Annotated in this window: 11 protein-coding genes and 1 riboswitch; of the genes, 3 read left to right on the top strand and 8 right to left on the bottom strand. The window is 74.4% G+C overall.

Going from position 1 to position 16,547, the window contains the following annotated elements; all coding sequences use genetic code 11:
* Positions 1-15: 15 nt before the first annotated feature.
* The 7 genes from ABD899_RS12240 to ABD899_RS12210 all read right to left on the bottom strand — a co-directional run bounded on the left by ABD899_RS12240 (position 16) and on the right by ABD899_RS12210 (position 9,451).
* Positions 16-555 (bottom strand): NUDIX hydrolase family protein, encoded by a 540-nt coding sequence (locus tag ABD899_RS12240; protein WP_345206317.1) that lies wholly within the window; start codon positions 553-555, stop codon positions 16-18.
* Positions 552-1,583 carry an ECF transporter S component gene (locus ABD899_RS12235; RefSeq protein WP_345206315.1) on the bottom strand — a complete coding sequence of 344 codons (1,032 nt, stop codon included), beginning with the start codon at positions 1,581-1,583 and terminating at the stop codon, positions 552-554. The genes ABD899_RS12240 and ABD899_RS12235 overlap by 4 nt, the downstream gene beginning before the upstream one ends.
* Positions 1,580-3,388, bottom strand: coding sequence for an ABC transporter ATP-binding protein (locus ABD899_RS12230; RefSeq protein ID WP_345206312.1), 1,809 nt, complete (start codon positions 3,386-3,388; stop codon positions 1,580-1,582). The genes ABD899_RS12235 and ABD899_RS12230 overlap by 4 nt, the downstream gene beginning before the upstream one ends.
* Complete coding sequence (locus ABD899_RS12225) at positions 3,381-4,508, bottom strand: energy-coupling factor transporter transmembrane component T (RefSeq protein ID WP_345206310.1); 1,128 nt, start codon at positions 4,506-4,508, stop codon at positions 3,381-3,383. Before ABD899_RS12225 ends, ABD899_RS12230 begins: the two co-directional genes overlap by 8 nt.
* Before the next feature lie 13 nt (positions 4,509-4,521).
* On the bottom strand, positions 4,522-5,469 hold the full coding sequence (locus tag ABD899_RS12220) for a hypothetical protein (protein ID WP_345206307.1): 948 nt from the start codon (positions 5,467-5,469) through the stop codon (positions 4,522-4,524).
* Positions 5,469-7,025 (bottom strand): prenyltransferase/squalene oxidase repeat-containing protein, encoded by a 1,557-nt coding sequence (locus ABD899_RS12215; protein ID WP_345206304.1) that lies wholly within the window; start codon positions 7,023-7,025, stop codon positions 5,469-5,471. Before ABD899_RS12215 ends, ABD899_RS12220 begins: the two co-directional genes overlap by 1 nt.
* A 90-nt stretch (positions 7,026-7,115) precedes the next feature.
* A riboswitch (cobalamin riboswitch) is annotated at positions 7,116-7,237 on the bottom strand.
* A gap of 66 nt (positions 7,238-7,303) precedes the next feature.
* On the bottom strand, positions 7,304-9,451 hold the full coding sequence (locus ABD899_RS12210) for an HNH endonuclease signature motif containing protein (RefSeq protein WP_345206301.1): 2,148 nt from the start codon (positions 9,449-9,451) through the stop codon (positions 7,304-7,306).
* Between the two features lie 522 nt (positions 9,452-9,973).
* On the opposite strand from ABD899_RS12210, the gene ileS reads away from it, so the two are divergent.
* From ileS to ABD899_RS12195, 3 genes are all read left to right on the top strand, one after another.
* Positions 9,974-13,270 (top strand): isoleucine--tRNA ligase, encoded by a 3,297-nt coding sequence (gene ileS, locus ABD899_RS12205; RefSeq protein ID WP_345206298.1) that lies wholly within the window; start codon positions 9,974-9,976, stop codon positions 13,268-13,270.
* A 138-nt stretch (positions 13,271-13,408) separates the two neighbouring features.
* Positions 13,409-13,936: a hypothetical protein gene (locus ABD899_RS12200; RefSeq protein ID WP_345206296.1), complete on the top strand. Its 528-nt coding sequence runs from the start codon at positions 13,409-13,411 to the stop codon at positions 13,934-13,936.
* A gap of 154 nt (positions 13,937-14,090) precedes the next feature.
* Entirely contained in the window at positions 14,091-15,485 is a 1,395-nt protein-coding gene (locus ABD899_RS12195; protein ID WP_345206294.1) for a bifunctional folylpolyglutamate synthase/dihydrofolate synthase, read from the top strand.
* A 367-nt stretch (positions 15,486-15,852) separates the two neighbouring features.
* Here the strand turns inward: ABD899_RS12195 and ABD899_RS12190 are convergent, their stop codons facing one another.
* Positions 15,853-16,473, bottom strand: coding sequence for a cation efflux transmembrane domain-containing protein (locus tag ABD899_RS12190; protein WP_345206292.1), 621 nt, complete (start codon positions 16,471-16,473; stop codon positions 15,853-15,855).
* Positions 16,474-16,547 lie beyond the last annotated feature (74 nt).

Here is a 16,547-nt window from a genome sequence, read left to right as displayed (position 1 = left end):
GGTAGTCGGGGCCGCTCAGACGGGATGGCCGAGGTGGGCCAGGGCCTGGCGCAGGAGCACGCCGTGGCCGCGGTCCATCTCGGCCTGCACCGCCGGGTCCAGGGCCTGCTCGGGTGTGAACCAGGTGAGGTCGAGGGAGTCGTTCTGCGGGGCACAGTCGCCCGCGACCGGCACGACGAAGGCCAGCGACACGGCGTGCTGCCGCGGGTCGTGGAACGGGGTCACCCCTCGGGTCGGGAAGTACTCGGCCACGGTGAACGGCTGCGGGCTCGCGGGGATGCGGGGCAGCGCCATCGGGCCGAGGTCCTTCTCGATGTGCCGCAGCAGCGCGTCGCGCACCCGCTCGTGGTGGAGCACCCGGCCGGAGACGAGCTCGCGGCACACGTCGCCCTCCGGCCCGAGCCGCAGCAGCACGCCGACGGCGGTGACCGTGCCGCGGTCGTCGACCCGGACCGGCACCGCGTCGACGTAGAGGATGGGCAGCTTCTCACGGGCGGCGTCGAGGTCCTCGCGGCTCAGCCACGCGGCGTCGCGGTCCAGCTCAAGGGGGCTCATGGGCTCGATCGTGCCACGTCCGTCCGCGACCGAGCCGGACCGGATGCCGGGCCGTCACCGGCCGCCGCGTGTCCGGCATCCGCGTGCCCGAGACCCGGCAGCCCGGCATCCGCGTGCCCGAGACCCGGCTGCCCGGCCGCCGCGTGCCCGGCATCCGCGTGTCCGGCATCCGCGTGTCCGGCACCCGGCTCCCCGGCATCCGCCGTCGGGGGCGACGCGAAGGCGACCGGCTCCTCGAACGCCGCGCGTCGGGCTGCCCGCCGCAGGGCGCCGAGCACGGCCCGCCCGGTGATGAGCACGAGCACCGCAGTCGTGATGGCCCGACCGATGTCCCATCCCAGGCTCGTCGCGAGGGTGAAGACGAGGAACCGGTGGAGGTTCTCGGCGGCGGGGGCGCCGGCCTCGAAGGACAGCTCGCCGGCCATCCCGGTGGCGAACGGCCAGAACGACAGGTTGAGCAGGAGGCCGTAGGCGAGCCCGGCGAGCGCGCCGTACCCGGCGAGCATGAGCACCTCGGCCCGACCGCGCAGGGGCGGGAGCAGGCCCGCGCCCCAGCCGACCCACGCGGCGCCGAGCATCTGGAACGGCAGCCACGGCCCGACGCCACCGGTGACGAGTGCCGACGCGAACAGCGTCGTCGCGCCGAGCACGAAGCCGAAGCCGGCCCCGAACACCCGGCCGCCGAGGACGAGGAGGAAGAACACCGTCTCGAGCCCGGCCGTCCCGGCGCCGAGCGGGCGCAGGGCGGCGCCGATCGCGGCGAGGACGCCGAGCATCGCGACCGCCTTGACGTCCATCCCGCCCTCGCTCAGCTCGGCGAGGACGACGGCGAGCAGCAGCGGCAGGACGAGGGCGAAGACGAGGGGGGCGTCGGTGCCGTGGGCCAGGCCCGACTCCGGCGCGACGAGCAGCGGCCAGCAGAACGCGGCGAGCCCGGCGACCGAGACCATCGCCACGGCCGCCGCCGACCGGGGCCGCAACGCGAGAGCCCGGGTGCGGCCGGTCACCGGACCGTGCGGCGCGCTCACGACGCGACCCCCGAGAGGGCCTCGCGCACGTCGGCCACCGTGAGCCACGGCCCGGGCGCGGTCACCTTGGACACCTGCGGCGCGAACGCGGGGGAGGACACGACGACCTCCGCCGTCGGCCCGTCGGCCACCACCTCGCCGCCCGCCATGACGACGACGCGGTCGGCGCTCTCAGCGACGAACTCGACGTCGTGCGTCGCCACGACGACGGCCCGCCCCCGCGCGGCGAGCCCACGCAGCACCCGGCCGAGCACGGCCTTGGCCGTGGGGTCCAGGCCGCGGGTCGGCTCGTCGAGGAGGAGCACCGGGGGGTCGGCGCTGAGCTGCACGGCGAGCACGAGGGCCAGCTTCTGCCCCTCGGACAGGTCGCGTGGATGCCGGTCGGCCGGGATGCCGGGGGTCACCTCCGCGAGCAGGGCTGCGCAGGTGCCGGGTTGAGCGCCGCTCTCGCGGTCGGCCTGCGCGCACTCGGCGCCGACGGTGTCGAGGTAGAGCAGGTCGGTCGCCGACTGCGGCACCATGCCGACGAGGGACCGGCGTTCTGCTGCGCCGAGGGTGCGCGGCTCGACGGTCCCGCCCGCGGGGTCGAGGTGATGTCGCTCGGGATGCCGTGCGCCTGCGGTTCGACCCGGCTCACCCGCGCGCGGGCGCCTGGCGAGCACCGCGCCGGACGTCAGCGTCCCACTGCCCTGGAGCGCCCAGAGCAGCGAGGACTTCCCCGACCCGTTGCGGCCCATGACGGCGGCGACCTCGCCGGCCCGCATGTCGAGCGACACCCCCGCGACGGCGAGCACGTCCCCGGGGTGGCGCACGACGACGGCGCGGGCCGACAGCGCGACCGGTGCCCCGGCATCAGCGCCGGAGAGTGAGCCCGCAGCCGCGGCGGAGGCCGAGGACGCCGCCGCACCCAAGGGCGAGACCGAGGACCGACCAATGGGTCGGCGGCCGGTGGGGCCGGACGCAGCGAGCGCCGGCAGGGTCGCGGCGAGGTGGGAGCGCAGGTCGCCGGCGGCGCGCCGTGCGTCGCGCACGGACAGCGGCAGCGGCGACCACCCGGCGTAGCGGCCGAGCTCGACGACGGGAGAGGCGATGTCGCTGTCGACCATGACGTCGGCCGGCGGACCCGAGCGCACGGCGCCGTCGGGGGAGACGTGCACGACGGTGTCGGCGTGGTGCAGCACCCGCTCGACTCGGTGCTCGGCGACGACGACTGTCACGGCGAGGTCGTGCACGAGCCGCGTGATCGTCGCGAGCACCTCTTCCGCGCCGGTGGGGTCGAGCGCCGAGGTCGGCTCGTCGAGCACGATGACGCGCGGGTGCGCGGTGAGCACCGACCCAATGGCGACCCGCTGCTGCTGCCCGCCGGACAGCTCGCGCAGCGCGGCGTCGCGCAGCTCGGCGATGCCTAGCAGGTCGAGGGTCTCCTCGACCCGCTTTCGCATCGTCGGGGCGGGCAGCCCGAGCTGCTCCATCCCGTAGGCGAGCTCCTCCTCGACGGTGTCGGTGACGAAGCCGGCGAGCGGGTCCTGCCCGACGACCCCGACGAGGTCGGCGAGCTCGCGCGGTCGGTGCTCACGGGTGTCGCGCCCGTGCAGCCTGACGTGGCCGGTGAGGGTGCCCCCGGTGAAGTGCGGCACCCGCCCGCACATCGCGCCGAGCAGGGTCGACTTGCCCGACCCGGTGCGGCCGACGACGAGCGCGAGCTCGCCCTCCTCGACGACGAGGTCGACGTCGCGCAGCACCGGCCGGTCCGAGCCGGGCAGCGCCACGGACACCCGCGAGAGGGAGATCGCGTGCTCAGGCACCGGCCTCCACCTCCTCGCGGGCAGCGCGCCGCGGAGCGCGGGATGCCGGTCGTGGCGGCTCGGGCGTCAGGACGGCCGGGAGCGCGGCGACGAGCAGGCCCGCGACCGCAGCGAGCGGTAGGGCGGGCACGGCGAGGGGGGTGAGCGGCATCGCGAGGTCGTCGGGCACGGTGCGCGACAGGACGACGAAGACGCCGGCGACGACCACGCCGCACCCGAGGGTGAGCCACTCCGCGCCACGCCACGGGTCCGGCCGGTACGTGCTGCGGGCGACGTGCCGGCCGCCGAGCCACAGGCCGAGCGCCGAGAGCCCCAGCCCGAGGAGGAGGGCGGGGGTGCCCATGACCGCCGGGGTCGTCGCGTCGAGCACGCCGTAGATCCCGACGGCGCTCGCGAGCAGGCCGCCGAGGGTCAGGCCTGCGGTCGCGAGCCGGTGACCGCGCGGGGCGTCGCCGGTGCGCCCGTAGCCGCGCGAGTCCATCGCGGCGGCGAGCAGCAGCGAGCGCTCGAGGGTGTCCTCGAGCACGGGGAGCGCGACTGCGGGCACCGACCGGATGCCGCGGCTCGTGTCCCCGCGCAGCTGCCGGGCCCGGCGCACCCGCTGGACGCTCTCGGCGAGCTGGGGTGCGACCGACACCGAGACGACGACGGCCGAGCCGATCTCGTGCAGGGCCGCGGGCAGGGAGCGCAGCAGCCGCTTCGGGTTGGCCAGGGCGTTCGCGGCCCCGACGCACGCGATCATCACGGCGAGGCGCAGGCCCTGGAGGGCCGCGGCGAGCAGCCCCTCGAGGTAGACGGTGCCGCCGAGCTGGATGCCGGCCGCCCATGCCGGGAGGGTGATCTCGGGCAGCTCGAGCACGACGATCGTGCCGAACTTGAGCCCGACGAGGACGTGGAGGACGACCCGCACGACGACGATCGCCAGACCGAGCCACAGGTAGAGCCGGAACGCCCGCGCCCACGGCGAGGACCCCCGCCGGGCCGCGACGACGAGGGCCGCGACCGCGAGCGCGAGGAGGAGCAGGATCGGGTTGGTCGTCGTGCTCACCGCGACGGCCAGGCCGAGGGCCCACCCCCACCACGCGGCCGGGTGGACCGCGCGGGGGAGGGTGGCGCTCATCCGGGTCATCGCCTCACGCGCGTCGCTTCCAGGCCGCGTACCCGGCGCCACCGGCGACGAGCGCCACGAGGGCGGCGCCGGCCAGGAGGGTGCCGGGGCCGGCCGCGTCGTCGCTCGGCTGGGACGTCGGCGCTGCGGCGACGGTGCTCGGCTCGCTCGCCGGCGCGGTGCCGGTGGCGCTCGCGGACGCGGTCGTGCTCGGCGATGCGGATGCCGTTCCGCTGGCCCAGGGGCTGGCTGACGGGCCGGCCGTGGGCGAGCCCGTGGCGCCAGGGGCCGAGCCGTTGGGCGTCGTCGACGTCGTCCCGGAGGTCGAGCCGGACGTCGAGCCGGACGTCGTGCGAGGGGCGGCGGTGGCCGGCTTCGGCGTCGTCTTCTTCGTCGTCGACGTGGCCTTCGGCGTGGTCGTCGTCGGGGCCGGCTGGCTCGTCGCCGGGGGCTCCGGCGGCGCCACCCGGGGCTGCTGGCCCGACCCGAAGCGGAAGCCGACGACCGTGCCCGGAGCGGGGTCGTAGCTCGCGACGCCACTGGAGCCGTAGACCCAGCTGCCGCCACGCTTGGCGTGGAAGAACGCCCAGTAGGCGTCGGCCGGGGGCATCCGCACGCAGGGGTCGGACTCCGGGTAGCCGTCGATGCGGCAGACGACCGAGCCCGGGTACTGCTGGGGGTAGGTGACCGAGAACCCGGCGGCGGTGAGGGCCTTGAGCGCCGAGGATGGGTCACCGGAGGCGCACCGCGTGCTCTTCGAGCCGCCGGTGTCGACGACGACGGTCACCCCCGAGGTGCCCGAGCAGGCGGCGGCGCTCGCCGGGGCCGCCGCGACGACGAGCCCGGCGAGGGCCAGACCGGATGCCGCGGCGGCGCCGGCAAGGCGGTGCAGCCGCCGGCCCGCCCCGCGTCTGGCACGGTGGCCACCGGCGGGGAGAGCTGCCGGACGTCGCGCGACGGTGAGCAAGTGCATCACGTGTGCACACCCCGGCGGCGGGTCGCCGCGATCGCCACGGCACCGACGAGGACGAGGACGAGCCCGAGCCCGACGGGCAGCAGGAGGTCACTGCCGGTCTGTGCGAGCGACCCGGTCGAGCTGGCGGCTCCGGCGTCGGCCTCTGAGGCCCCCGAGCCGGTGTCGTCCTCGCCGTCGGCCTCCATACCCGCCCCGGAGGTGGCACTGCCGGTGCTCGTCGGCTCGGACGTCGACGTCGCCCCGTCGGTGCGGGTGGGCTCGGACGTCGACGTCGCGCAGTCCATCGGGGTGGTGCCGGACGCGGCCTCCTCGGACGCCTGCACCGACAGCAGCGACTGCCCGGCGAAGCCGAGCGTGCCCTGGGGAGTGGCGCGCAGGTCGGAGTCGGCGACGGCCGTCGTCGAGCGGGTCGCCGTTGAGAAGGCGAGACCCCCGCGCAGTGCCGCCGGCGCGGTGCAGCCGTACTGGAGCGAGACGAGGAACGCCTGGGCGTCCGCGAGCTGGGCGTCGCGGCCACCGGCGGCGAAGGCCTGCGCCGCGACACCGGTCGTGTTGGCGTTGGCCGCGCCGTCCGCGCTCTCGAGCGAGCCGTCGCCGGCCTGGGCGGCGGCGAGCCAGTCGAGGGCGTCACCCGCGGCGGCGTCCTCCCCGACGGCGACGAGGGCCTGGGCCGCGAAGGCGGTGGCGTCGGGGTCACTCGTGCAGCCCGACGCTCCGATGTCGCCGCGGAACCCGCCGTCGGCGCACTGCTGGGCAAGGAGGAGGTCGACCGAGGCCGAGCTCGGCGTGACACCGGCCCGCACGAGGGCGAGGACGGCGAGCGACTGGCCGATCGTGTTCGAGTAGTCGCCGTAGGTGGAGTCGTCGCTGAACCGGCCGTCCGCCGTCTCGAGGACGGTCAGGGCGGCGACGAGGTCGCGGCCGGCGAACGCGGTCGGGTCGCCCCCGGCGACGACGACACCGAGCAGGGCCTTGGCCGTCGGCCCGGCATAGGCCTCCCCGGCGCTGCCGGTGTAGCTCGCCAGGTTGTCCCCGAGGTAGGCGAGCGACTCACCGAGCTGCGTCGCGCCGGAGCCGGACGCGGCGAGGGCGATGATGCCGTCAATGGTGTTGCCGCCGTCGAACCAGGTGCCACCGGGGTAGACGTAGTGGTCCCCGCCCGCGGCGAGGGTGCGGGCGACGAAGTCGGCCGCAGCGGCCGTCTGCGGCGCCCGTGTGCCGGCGGCGGCGAGGAGGGCCGACGACGAGAGGCGCGCCACGGCATCCGGGGTCGGCTGCCCCTGCGGGACGGTGGGCTCGGTGGGGGTCGTGGTGCTGGGAGCGGGATCGGTGGTGGTGGTGCTGGTGGTCCCGGCGCTGGGGGTGGTCGTCGGGCTCGACGCGTCAGCCGACGGGCTCGGGGACGCCGACGTGGTGGGGGTGGCGGTGCTCGACGTCGGGTCGGTGGGGGCCGCGACGGCGGTGGCCGCCGGGACTGCGACGAGGGCGACGGCGGCGAGCAAGGTCCCGGCGCGGCGCAACAGGGCGCCCCGGGCGGTGGTGGGGGTGGACATCGGTGCCTTCCTGAGCGGTTCGGGACGAGAGGCCCGAACCACCGGGAGACCCGGTCACTCGGGCTCCGTCCCGCGTTCCTCGACGGTGTGTGGAGCCGCTCGCACCTGCCGGGCATTCCGACTCGCCGCGACGTGGTGGTGTCGCGACCCACGGCTGCGGGACAGTGCCGGACTTGGACCGGCTTCCCCCGAACAGGTGCGCGTGGTGTCGCCCCTCCGGGCGACGCCGTGACTCTACTCCTTCGGACGCGTCGCCTCACAGGAGTGTCACGTGGCTCTCAGAACGGGGGAGGGTCGGTCTCGGGAGGGAGCCGGTGGCGGTGCATCCGCCCCGGGCGGCGCGGTCGGTGGCCCGACGGCTCGACGACGAGGATGCCGTGCGCCCGGGTCACCTCGACGTCGTGACCGCGGTCGTCGCGCCAGGGGGAGGGGCGGTCGCGCCAGGGGGAGGGGCGGTCGCGCCAGGGGGATGGGCCGTCGGGCCAGGGGGAGGGACCGTCGGGCCATGGGGAGGGGCGGCGTGGCGGTGCCGTCTCGGCGAGGTGCTCGAGGCGGAACTCGAGGGCGCTGTGCGGCGCGTCCGGCAGGACGGTGCGCGACGTATTGGGGCCGTGGTCGGGCTCCGGCGTCGCAGCTCCGGGGACGACGAGCGAGTGGAGGGCGTCGACCGGCGCACTGGTGCGCACCCGGCCCGTCGGGTCGGTCCACGTCGTCACGCCGTCCGGGGCGAGCACGACCCGCCAGCCGGGTCGCTGCTTGACCCGGTGATGCCGTCTGCAGACGCTCATGAGGTTGTCGGGTGTCGTGCGGCCGTGCGGCCAGGGGCGCACGTGGTCGAGATCGCAGAACCGGGCGGAGACCGAGCACCCCGGGAACCTGCAACGCCGGTCGCGCGTGCGGACGAGCTCGGCCACCCGCGCCGTGGGCCGGTACCGGTCGGCTCCGGCGCCAGCCAGCGCGGCTGCCGCCACCCGGGCGACCACCTCGTCGCCGCCTGTGGGCTCCCGGCGCTGACCGACGGGGCCGGGCCCGAGACCGAGGTCGAGAAGGGCGCCTGTGGTCGGGTGGCAGCCGGCCAGCCGGACCGCACCAGCACCGGCCATCGCGGTCAGCCATCCACGCGGCACGAGGACCGGCTGGTTGCGGTGGGGGCCGGTCACCTCGACGAGGTCCTCGTGCCCGGCGCCGGTGTCGTGCACGTCGCGCGCCTCGGTGGAGGGGTCAGCGGCGATGCGCTTCTCGGGCGCGGGGTCTTCCACGCTGGGCACCTCGGGTGAGCGGTCCGACACGGCGGGCGTCTCGGGTGAGGGATCCGACACGGCGGGCGCATCGGGCGACGGCTCCGGGACGGTGCGCGACCCGGGTGAGCGGTCCGGGACGGTGCGCGCCCTGGACACCGGGTCCGGCACAGCGGGCGCCTCGGGTGGGGGGTCTGGAGCGGCGGGCGCCTCCGGGCGGACTGCGGGAGCCTCGGGTGAGGGATCCGGGACGGCAGGCGGCTCCGGGCCGGGCTCTGCCTCGGAGCCGGGCACTGCCTCGGGGTCGGGGACGGCGCGCTCCTCGGGCTTCGTCTCGGAGCCGGGCACCGCCTCGGCCGGGACGGTCACGATGAGCGTGGTCTCGATGGTGGCGTTCCCGGCCACGAGGTCGGTGAGCGCCTTGGCCCGCGCCCGGCCGATCGTCGAGCACATCCCGTCGGCGACGTACTGCTGCGCGAGCGCGTCGATCGCAGCCCAGGCCTGAGCGGCCTCCTCCGAGGGGAAGGTGCCCTCCCACTTGTCCACCCCGGGCTCCTCGGCCCACCGGCGCAGAGACGACTCGGCCCGCGCGCGCCGCGCCCGCTGGCGCAGCAGGTCGGGGCTGATCTGCTCCAGGGCGCGCCGGCAGCGGCGCCTCAGGTGGGTGCCGTCCTCGGCCTCGAGGTGCTCGTCGAGCGCGGCGACGACCGCGGCACGAACCTCCGCGGGCGCCTCCTCGAGCTCGTCGGCGATGACCGAGGCCCGGTAGGCGTCGAGGCGACCGGCTGCCATGGCTTCGTGAAGGCCGCCGAGCCCGGTCTCGGTGTCGGTGCCCGCGGGGCCGTCCGCGGCCAGTCGCAGTGCCGAGCGCACTCGGCGCTCAGCCCACACCGCGGACACCGAGAGCACGCCCGACACGATGGCCGGCGCGTCGAGGGCGGAGTACCCCAGCGCCCGGTGCGACTCGACCAACGTGCCGTCCTCGAGCAGCTCGGTCTCGATGGCTGCCAGCCGGGCGATCGCAGCGTCCTGGGCCGCGGAGGCGACGTCGACCACGCGCTGGAGCGCGCCCACGGCAGCGGCCCACTCGGCCACCGAGCCCGTGACGGCCGACTCGGTGAACGCATCGGAGAGCGCCGAGACGGCATTCTCGGACGCCGTCTGCACTGCGGCTGGTCCGTCCCCCACGACTGCTCCCCCTCTTTTCCCCGCACCCCGATTCTACCGGCGCAGACGCCATAGCACAAGTGTTCGATAACAGGAATCTCGCTGTGTCGCAGCGATGATCGGCGACCCCGCACCACCTCCCGGCGGATGTCCGGCACCTCGGGGCCTCGGGGCCCCAACTTGCCGGACGCAACGACGGGCACCTCGGGGGCCAGCGGGCCGCACCTGCCGGACGCAACGTGAGGCCCCAACCTGCCGGACGCAACGACGGGTCCAGCGTGGCTATCATGGGCGGCACAGGCGTTCGAGCCGTCATCAGCGGCGAGCCTCCGGAAGAACGGGACGTCCACGGCATCCGTCGGGCGTCCTCACTAGAACCGGACGTCCGGGTCACGTCACGACCTGGTGCAAGAGCGGTCGCCCGAGCGGGCGGCAAGCGAGGTGGTACCGCGGAGGTGCGCGGACGGCATCCGGATGCCGTGCCGTCACCCTTCGTCCTCGTCCCGGCACGACGAGTCGACGAACCGCAGGAGCAGGCACCCCATGACGTACCCGAAGGTCTCCACGACCGGTGACCACACCGGCGCCGCGTTCGGCGTCCCCGCGAGCCCGCGCTTCCCGCAGGTCGAGGACGCCGTCCTCGCGCACTGGGCGTCCGACGGCACCTTCGCCGCCTCCGTCGAGAACCGGCCGGCGGGGGAGGACGGCGCCAACGAGTTCGTCTTCTACGACGGCCCGCCGTTCGCGAACGGCCTGCCGCACTACGGCCACCTGCTCACCGGCTATGTCAAGGACATCGTCCCCCGGTACGAGACGATGCGCGGCCGGCGCGTCGAGCGGCGGTTCGGCTGGGACACCCACGGGCTGCCCGCCGAGCTCGAGGCGATGAGCCAGCTCGGCATCAAGACCAAGGAGGAGATCCTCGAGCTCGGGATCGAGACCTTCAACGCGAAGTGCCGCGACTCGGTCATGAAGTACACGGGGGAGTGGGAGGAGTACGTCACCCGCCAGGCCCGCTGGGTCGACTTCGAGAACGACTACAAGACGCTCAACCCGACCTTCATGGAGTCGGTGCTGTGGGCGTTCAAGACGCTCTACGACAAGGGCCTGGTGTACGAGGGCTTCCGCTGCCTGCCCTACTGCTGGAACGACCAGACGCCGCTGTCGAACCACGAGCTGCGGATGGACGAGGAGGTCTACAAGAACCGGCAGGACCCCGCGGTCACCGTCGGCTACCGGCTCGAGACGGGCGAGCTCGCCCTCATCTGGACCACCACCCCGTGGACTCTCCCGAGCAACCTTGCGATGGCCGTCGGCGAGGACATCGACTACGTCGTCGTCGAGTCCGACGGGCCGACGGGGCGCACCGAGCGGTACGTGCTCGCGGAGGCGCGGCTCGGGGCCTACACCCGGGAGCTCGGCGAGGATGCCGTGGAGCGCGTCGTCGAGCGGCTCACCGGCCGCGACCTGCTCGGGCGCCGCTACACGCCGCCGTTCTCGTACTACGTCGGTCACGCCCGCTCGCACGTCGTGCTGTCCGCCGACTACGTCACGACCGACGACGGCACCGGCATCGTCCACATCGCCCCGGCCTTCGGTGAGGAGGACAAGCAGCTCACCGACCAGCACGGCATCAAGCCCGTCGTGCCCGTCGGCCCCGACGGGAGGTTCACGTACCCCGTCAACGACTACGAGGGCCTGCACGTCTTCGACGCCAACCCGCTCATCATCGAGCACCTCAAGGCGGCGACCCGCGGCGAGGGGGAGCGTGCCTCGGTCAGCGACGGCACCGTGCTCCTGCGGCGCGAGACCTACGACCACTCGTACCCGCACTGCTGGCGCTGCCGCGAGCCCCTCATCTACATGGCGGTGTCCTCGTGGTTCGTCGAGGTCACGAAGTTCAAGGACCGGATGGTCGAGCTCAACCAGGAGATCACCTGGGTCCCGGAGCACGTCAAGGACGGCCAGTTCGGCAAGTGGCTCGAGAACGCCCGCGACTGGTCGATCTCGCGGAACCGGTTCTGGGGCAGCCCGATCCCCGTCTGGCGCTCCGACAGCCCGGAGTACCCGCGGATCGACGTCTACGGCTCGTTCGAGGAGCTCGAGCGCGACTTCGGGCGGCTGCCCCGCAACGAGCACGGCGAGCCCGACCTGCACCGGCCGTTCGTCGACCACCTGACGCGGCCCAACCCCGACGACCCGACGGGCAACTCGACGATGCGCCGCGTCGAGGACGTCCTCGACGTGTGGTTCGACTCGGGGTCGATGTCGTTCGCCCAGGTGCACTACCCGTTCGAGAACGCCGAGTGGTTCGAGCACCACTTCCCGGGCGACTTCATCGTCGAGTACATCGGGCAGACCCGCGGCTGGTTCTACACGCTCCACGTCCTCGCGACGGCGCTGTTCGACCGGCCCGCGTTCTCGTCGTGCGTCAGCCACGGCATCGTGCTCGGCAGCGACGGGGCCAAGATGAGCAAGTCGCTCAAGAACTACCCCGACGTCACCGAGGTGTTCAACCGCGACGGCGCCGACGCGATGCGCTGGTTCCTCATGTCGAGCTCGATCCTGCGCGGCGGCAACCTCGTCGTCACCGAGGAGGGCATCCGCGAGGGCGTCCGCCAGGTGCTCATCCCGCTGTGGAGCAGCTGGTACTTCTTCTCGCTCTACGCCAACGCCGCGAACGGCGGCCGGGGGTACACCGCGCAGTGGTCGACCGCCTCGACCGACCCGCTCGACCGCTACCTCCTCGCGAAGCTGCGCGGGCTCGTCGAGACGGTGCAGGCCCAGATGGACGTCTACGACATCCCGGGCGCGTGCGAGTCGGTGCGCCAGTTCGTCGACGCCCTGACCAACTGGTACATCCGTCGGTCGCGGGAGCGCTTCTGGGACACCGGGACAGGGGACGGCTCTGCCGCACGCGCGGCCTTCGACACGCTCTACACGACGCTCGAGGTGCTCACCCGGGTGGCGGCCCCGCTGCTGCCGCTCGTCACCGAGGAGATCTGGCGCGGGCTCACCGGTGGCCGGTCTGTCCACCTCGAGGACTGGCCGATCGCCTCCGACCTGCCGGCCGACGACGACCTCGTCGCCGCGATGGATGCCGTGCGGACGGTGTGCTCGACCGGCTCCTCACTGCGCAAGGCGGAGAAGCTGCGGGTGCGGCTGCCGCTGCCCGAGCTCACCGTCGTCTCCGGTGCCCCCGAAGGGCTGCGGCCGTTCGCCGGCATCATCGCCGACGAGCTCAACGTCAAGGCGGTCACCGTGCTCGACGTATCGGAGGCGCACGAGTCCGACTTCGGCATCAGCCAGCGCCTCGTCGTCAACGCCCGCGCCGCGGGGCCCCGGCTCGGACGTGACGTGCAGACGGCGATCAAGGGCTCGAAGACGGGTGACTGGTCGGTGGCCGACGACGGCACGGTGACCTCGGGCGGGCTCGCGCTCGTCGAGGGCGAGTACACCGTCGAGACCGTCGTCGACGCCGAGCAGGCCGGGTCGCACGCGACGGCGATGCTGCCCGGCGGCGGGTTCGTCGTGCTCGACACCGACGTGACCCCCGAGCTCGAGCTCGAGGGAGCCGCGCGCGACCTCGTGCGCGCGGTGCAGCAGGCGCGGCGCGAGGCCGGCCTCGCGGTGTCCGACCGGATCTCGCTGCAGGTGTCCGGCGCCGAGTTCGTCTACCGGGCGGTGCTCAACCACCGCGACCTCGTGACCGGCGAGACCCTCGCCGAGCACCTGTCGGTGACCCCGGACCTCGACGCGCTCGACCGAGCCGCCCCCGGCGTCACCGAGGTCACGATCGGTGAGCGCTACCCCGCGCGGCTGTCGGTCACGAAGCGCTGAGGGAGCCCGCCCGCTGTCGGTTCGGCCCGGAGCGCGGGTTGCTCCAGTGAGGGGGGCCGATCGCGCGGTTCGTCGCGCCGTTGGCACCCTCGCGCCGGCGACCCTGGCGCCCAGCGCGGGGGTTGCTCCAGCAAAGGGGTGCCGATCGCGCGGTTCGTCGCGCCCTTGGCACCCTCGCGCCGGCGGCCCCACGGCCCGGGACCGGCCGGCATCCCCGCCGAGTTCTCGTCGGAGCGGGCGACCTTCACCATCGGCGGGCTGCCGCAGTACGACAACGGCGCCGCCGAGGTCAAGGTCGGGTGGGAACCCGCTGACGCCGACGACAGGGGCAACCCGGTCGACTGGGACGTCTACGTCTACGACGACCAGGGCCGGCAGGTGGCCTCGGCGGCCAGCCTCGACGACCCCGAGGTCGCGGTGCTCATCGACCCCGTCCCGGGCGAGTACACCGTCGTCGTCGAGAACTACGACGGTGGCGACGTCAGCGACTGGAGCGGTGAGGTCTCCTTCCGCGCCCCGACGCCCGCGACCTACACCGGGGTCAAGGAGGCCTGGACGATGACCTGCGCGAAGTCCGACGGCACGGTCGTCGCGAGCCGGTCGGTCGTCGTCGACCGCGGGGAGAGCGTCGACGTCGGCAAGGCCTGCCAGAAGGCCAAGGACTGAAGCGAGGCGCGAACCAGGCCCAGCAGCACGGCATCCGAGGTGGCTCCCCGGTCCCAGCGACCGGGGGGCCACCTTCCTGGATCCGGATGCCGGGCGCGCACCTTCGCCCGTCGCCCGCGCGTGGGTGGTGGGCGCGGTCGGGGAGAATGGGCCGGTGAGCCCCGCACCCGACGCCTCCCAGCGCGACGCCGCGCACCAGCTCGACGTGACCCGCCGGATGCGCGAGGTCGAGGAGTCGATCCTCTCCCGCGCGCCCGAGCACGACCTCGAGCCCTCCCTCGACCGCATCCGGGCGGTCATGGAGCTGCTCGGCGACCCGCAGCGCACCTTCCCCGTCATCCACGTCACCGGCACGAACGGCAAGACGAGCACCGCCCGGGTCATCGAGTCGGTGCTGCGCGAGCTCGGCCTGAACACCGGACGGTTCACGTCGCCGCACCTGCACTCGATGCTCGAGCGGATCGCGGTCGGGGGCCGCCCGGTCGACGCCGAGCGGTTCCTCGCGGCCTACGACGAGGTCATCCCGTTCGTCGAGATGGTCGACGCCCGTTCGATCGTCGACGGCGGCCCGCCGATGACGTACTTCGAGGTGCTCGTCGCCGTGGCGTACGCCGCGTTCGCCGATCTTCCCGTCGACGTCGCGGTCGTCGAGGTCGGCATGGGCGGGTCGTGGGACGCGACGAACGTCGTCGACGCCCCGGTCAGCGTCGTCACCCCGATCGACCTCGACCACCGGCACTTCCTCGGCGACACCGTCGAGGAGATCGCCGGCGAGAAGGCCGGCATCATCAAGGCCGACGCCATCACGGTGGTCGGGCTCCAGCCGGCGGAGGAGGCGGCCGAGGTGCTCGTCGACCGAGCCAACGACGTCGGGGCGCGGATCGTGTTCGAGGGCAACGAATTCGGTGTCACCGAGCGCGACGTCGCGGTCGGCGGGCAGCAGATCTCGGTGCGCGGCCTCGCGGCCGACTACCCCGACCTGTTCCTGCCGCTGCACGGCACCCACCAGGCCCAGAACGCCGCGGTGGCGGTGGTGGCCGTCGAGGCCTTCCTCGGCGGCGGTGGGCAACCGCTCGACATCGACGTCCTGCGCACCGGGCTCGCCGCGGTGCAGTCGCCGGGGCGCCTCGAGATCGTGCGGCGCAGCCCCACCGTGCTCGTCGACGCCGCCCACAACCCCGCGGGCGCGCGCGTGCTCGCCCGGGCGGTCACCGAGTCGTTCACCTTCTCCCGCCTCGTGGGGGTCGTCGCCGTCATGAAGGACAAGGACGCCGCCGAGATCCTCGAAGCCCTCGAGCCCGTGCTCGACGAGGTCGTCGTCACCCGGACGACGTCACCACGCGCCATGTCGCCGCGACGCCTCGGCGAGATCGCCGTCGACGTGTTCGGCGAGCACCGCGTGACCGTCGTCGACGACCTGCCCGACGCCCTCGACCAAGCCGCGGGCCTGGCGGATGCCGGGGGCGGGGTCAGCGGGGGAGTGCTCGCCACCGGCTCGGTCGTCACCGCGGCCGAGGTGCGGATGCTGCTCGGCACGACGGACGTCTGACTGCCCCGAGGGTGCATCCACCGGCTCGGTCGTCACCGCAGGGCCGGACCATCAGCCCGCCGCCGGCGTCACCGGATCAACCGCGACCGGCGCCACGGGGTCAGCCCGCGGCCGGCGTCACGGGGTCAGCCCGCGGCCGGCGTCACCGGTCAGCCCGCCGCCGGCGTCACCGGTTCGGATGCCGTGGCACCCGGCTGGCGGTTCCGCTCGGCGGCGTGCCGAGCCATCGTCGCCAGCTCGACGCGGTTGGCTGCCCCGGCCGGCACCCGCGTGGATCCCTGAGCGGTGAGCCGACCCGGCCCCCACGAGGCGGCTCCCGGCGGAGAGGGGCCGGGAGCCGTCCACACGTGCCGATGGCGATCAGTCGTCAGAGGTCCTCGCCCGCGAGGGCCCCGGCGGCGAGCCGCTCCTCGCCGGCGAGCTCCCAGACCTCCCACGCTGCCTTGCCGTTGACGACGACGATCACGGCGCCGAGCACGATGTCGGGCCAGCCCGACATCGTCCAGGCGGTGACGAGGGCCATGACGATGATCGCGACGTTGACGACGACGTCGTTGCGGGCCGACAGGTAGGCCGCCCCGCTCAGGGAGCCACCGTGATGGCGCACCCGGGCGAGGAGGAGGGCGCACGCGGCGTTGACGACCGCGGCGCCGCCCGCCGTGACCACGAGCGCCGTGACGTCCGGGGCGACCGGGTCGAGCGCCTTGGCGAACGCCTGCCACGCCGCGAAGACCGCCGGCACGAGGATGACCCCCGCCATGACGTGCCCGGCGAGGGCCCGGCGGGCGAGGGGCCAGCCGAGGGCGAGCGCGATGAGCAGGTTGATCGCGGCGTCCTCGAGGAAGTCGACGGAGTCGGCGAGCAGCGAGACCGACCCGATGGCGAGCGAGACCGCCATCTCGACGCCCGCGTAGGAGAGGTTGAGGCCGGCCACGAGCAGCACGGTGCGGCGGAGCAGGCGGGGGTCGATGAGCTCGCCGGTCGTCATGCCCCCATCCTCCCGGGCCTGGCGCACCCTCCCCGGACCGGGGCACGGCTCCCGGCACACGGCACGGGGCCCGG

The organism is Fodinibacter luteus, from assembly GCF_039541575.1.
Lineage (GTDB): Bacteria > Actinomycetota > Actinomycetes > Actinomycetales > Dermatophilaceae > Fodinibacter > Fodinibacter luteus.
Note: the sequence above shows the minus strand (reverse complement) of the source record. Positions and strands in the feature narration are given on the sequence as shown.

What these genes read in the sequence shown, in the direction of transcription:
- ABD899_RS12240 (WP_345206317.1), bottom strand. Translation starts at nt 555, where the DNA reads ATGAGCCCCCTTGAGCTGGACCGCGACGCCGCGTGGCTGAGCCGCGAG.
- ABD899_RS12220 (WP_345206307.1), bottom strand. Translation starts at nt 5,469, where the DNA reads ATGCACTTGCTCACCGTCGCGCGACGTCCGGCAGCTCTCCCCGCCGGT.
- ileS (WP_345206298.1), top strand. Translation starts at nt 9,974, where the DNA reads ATGACGTACCCGAAGGTCTCCACGACCGGTGACCACACCGGCGCCGCG.
- ABD899_RS12225 (WP_345206310.1), bottom strand. Translation starts at nt 4,508, where the DNA reads ATGAGCGCCACCCTCCCCCGCGCGGTCCACCCGGCCGCGTGGTGGGGG.
- ABD899_RS12190 (WP_345206292.1), bottom strand. Translation starts at nt 16,473, where the DNA reads ATGACGACCGGCGAGCTCATCGACCCCCGCCTGCTCCGCCGCACCGTG.
- ABD899_RS12215 (WP_345206304.1), bottom strand. Translation starts at nt 7,025, where the DNA reads ATGTCCACCCCCACCACCGCCCGGGGCGCCCTGTTGCGCCGCGCCGGG.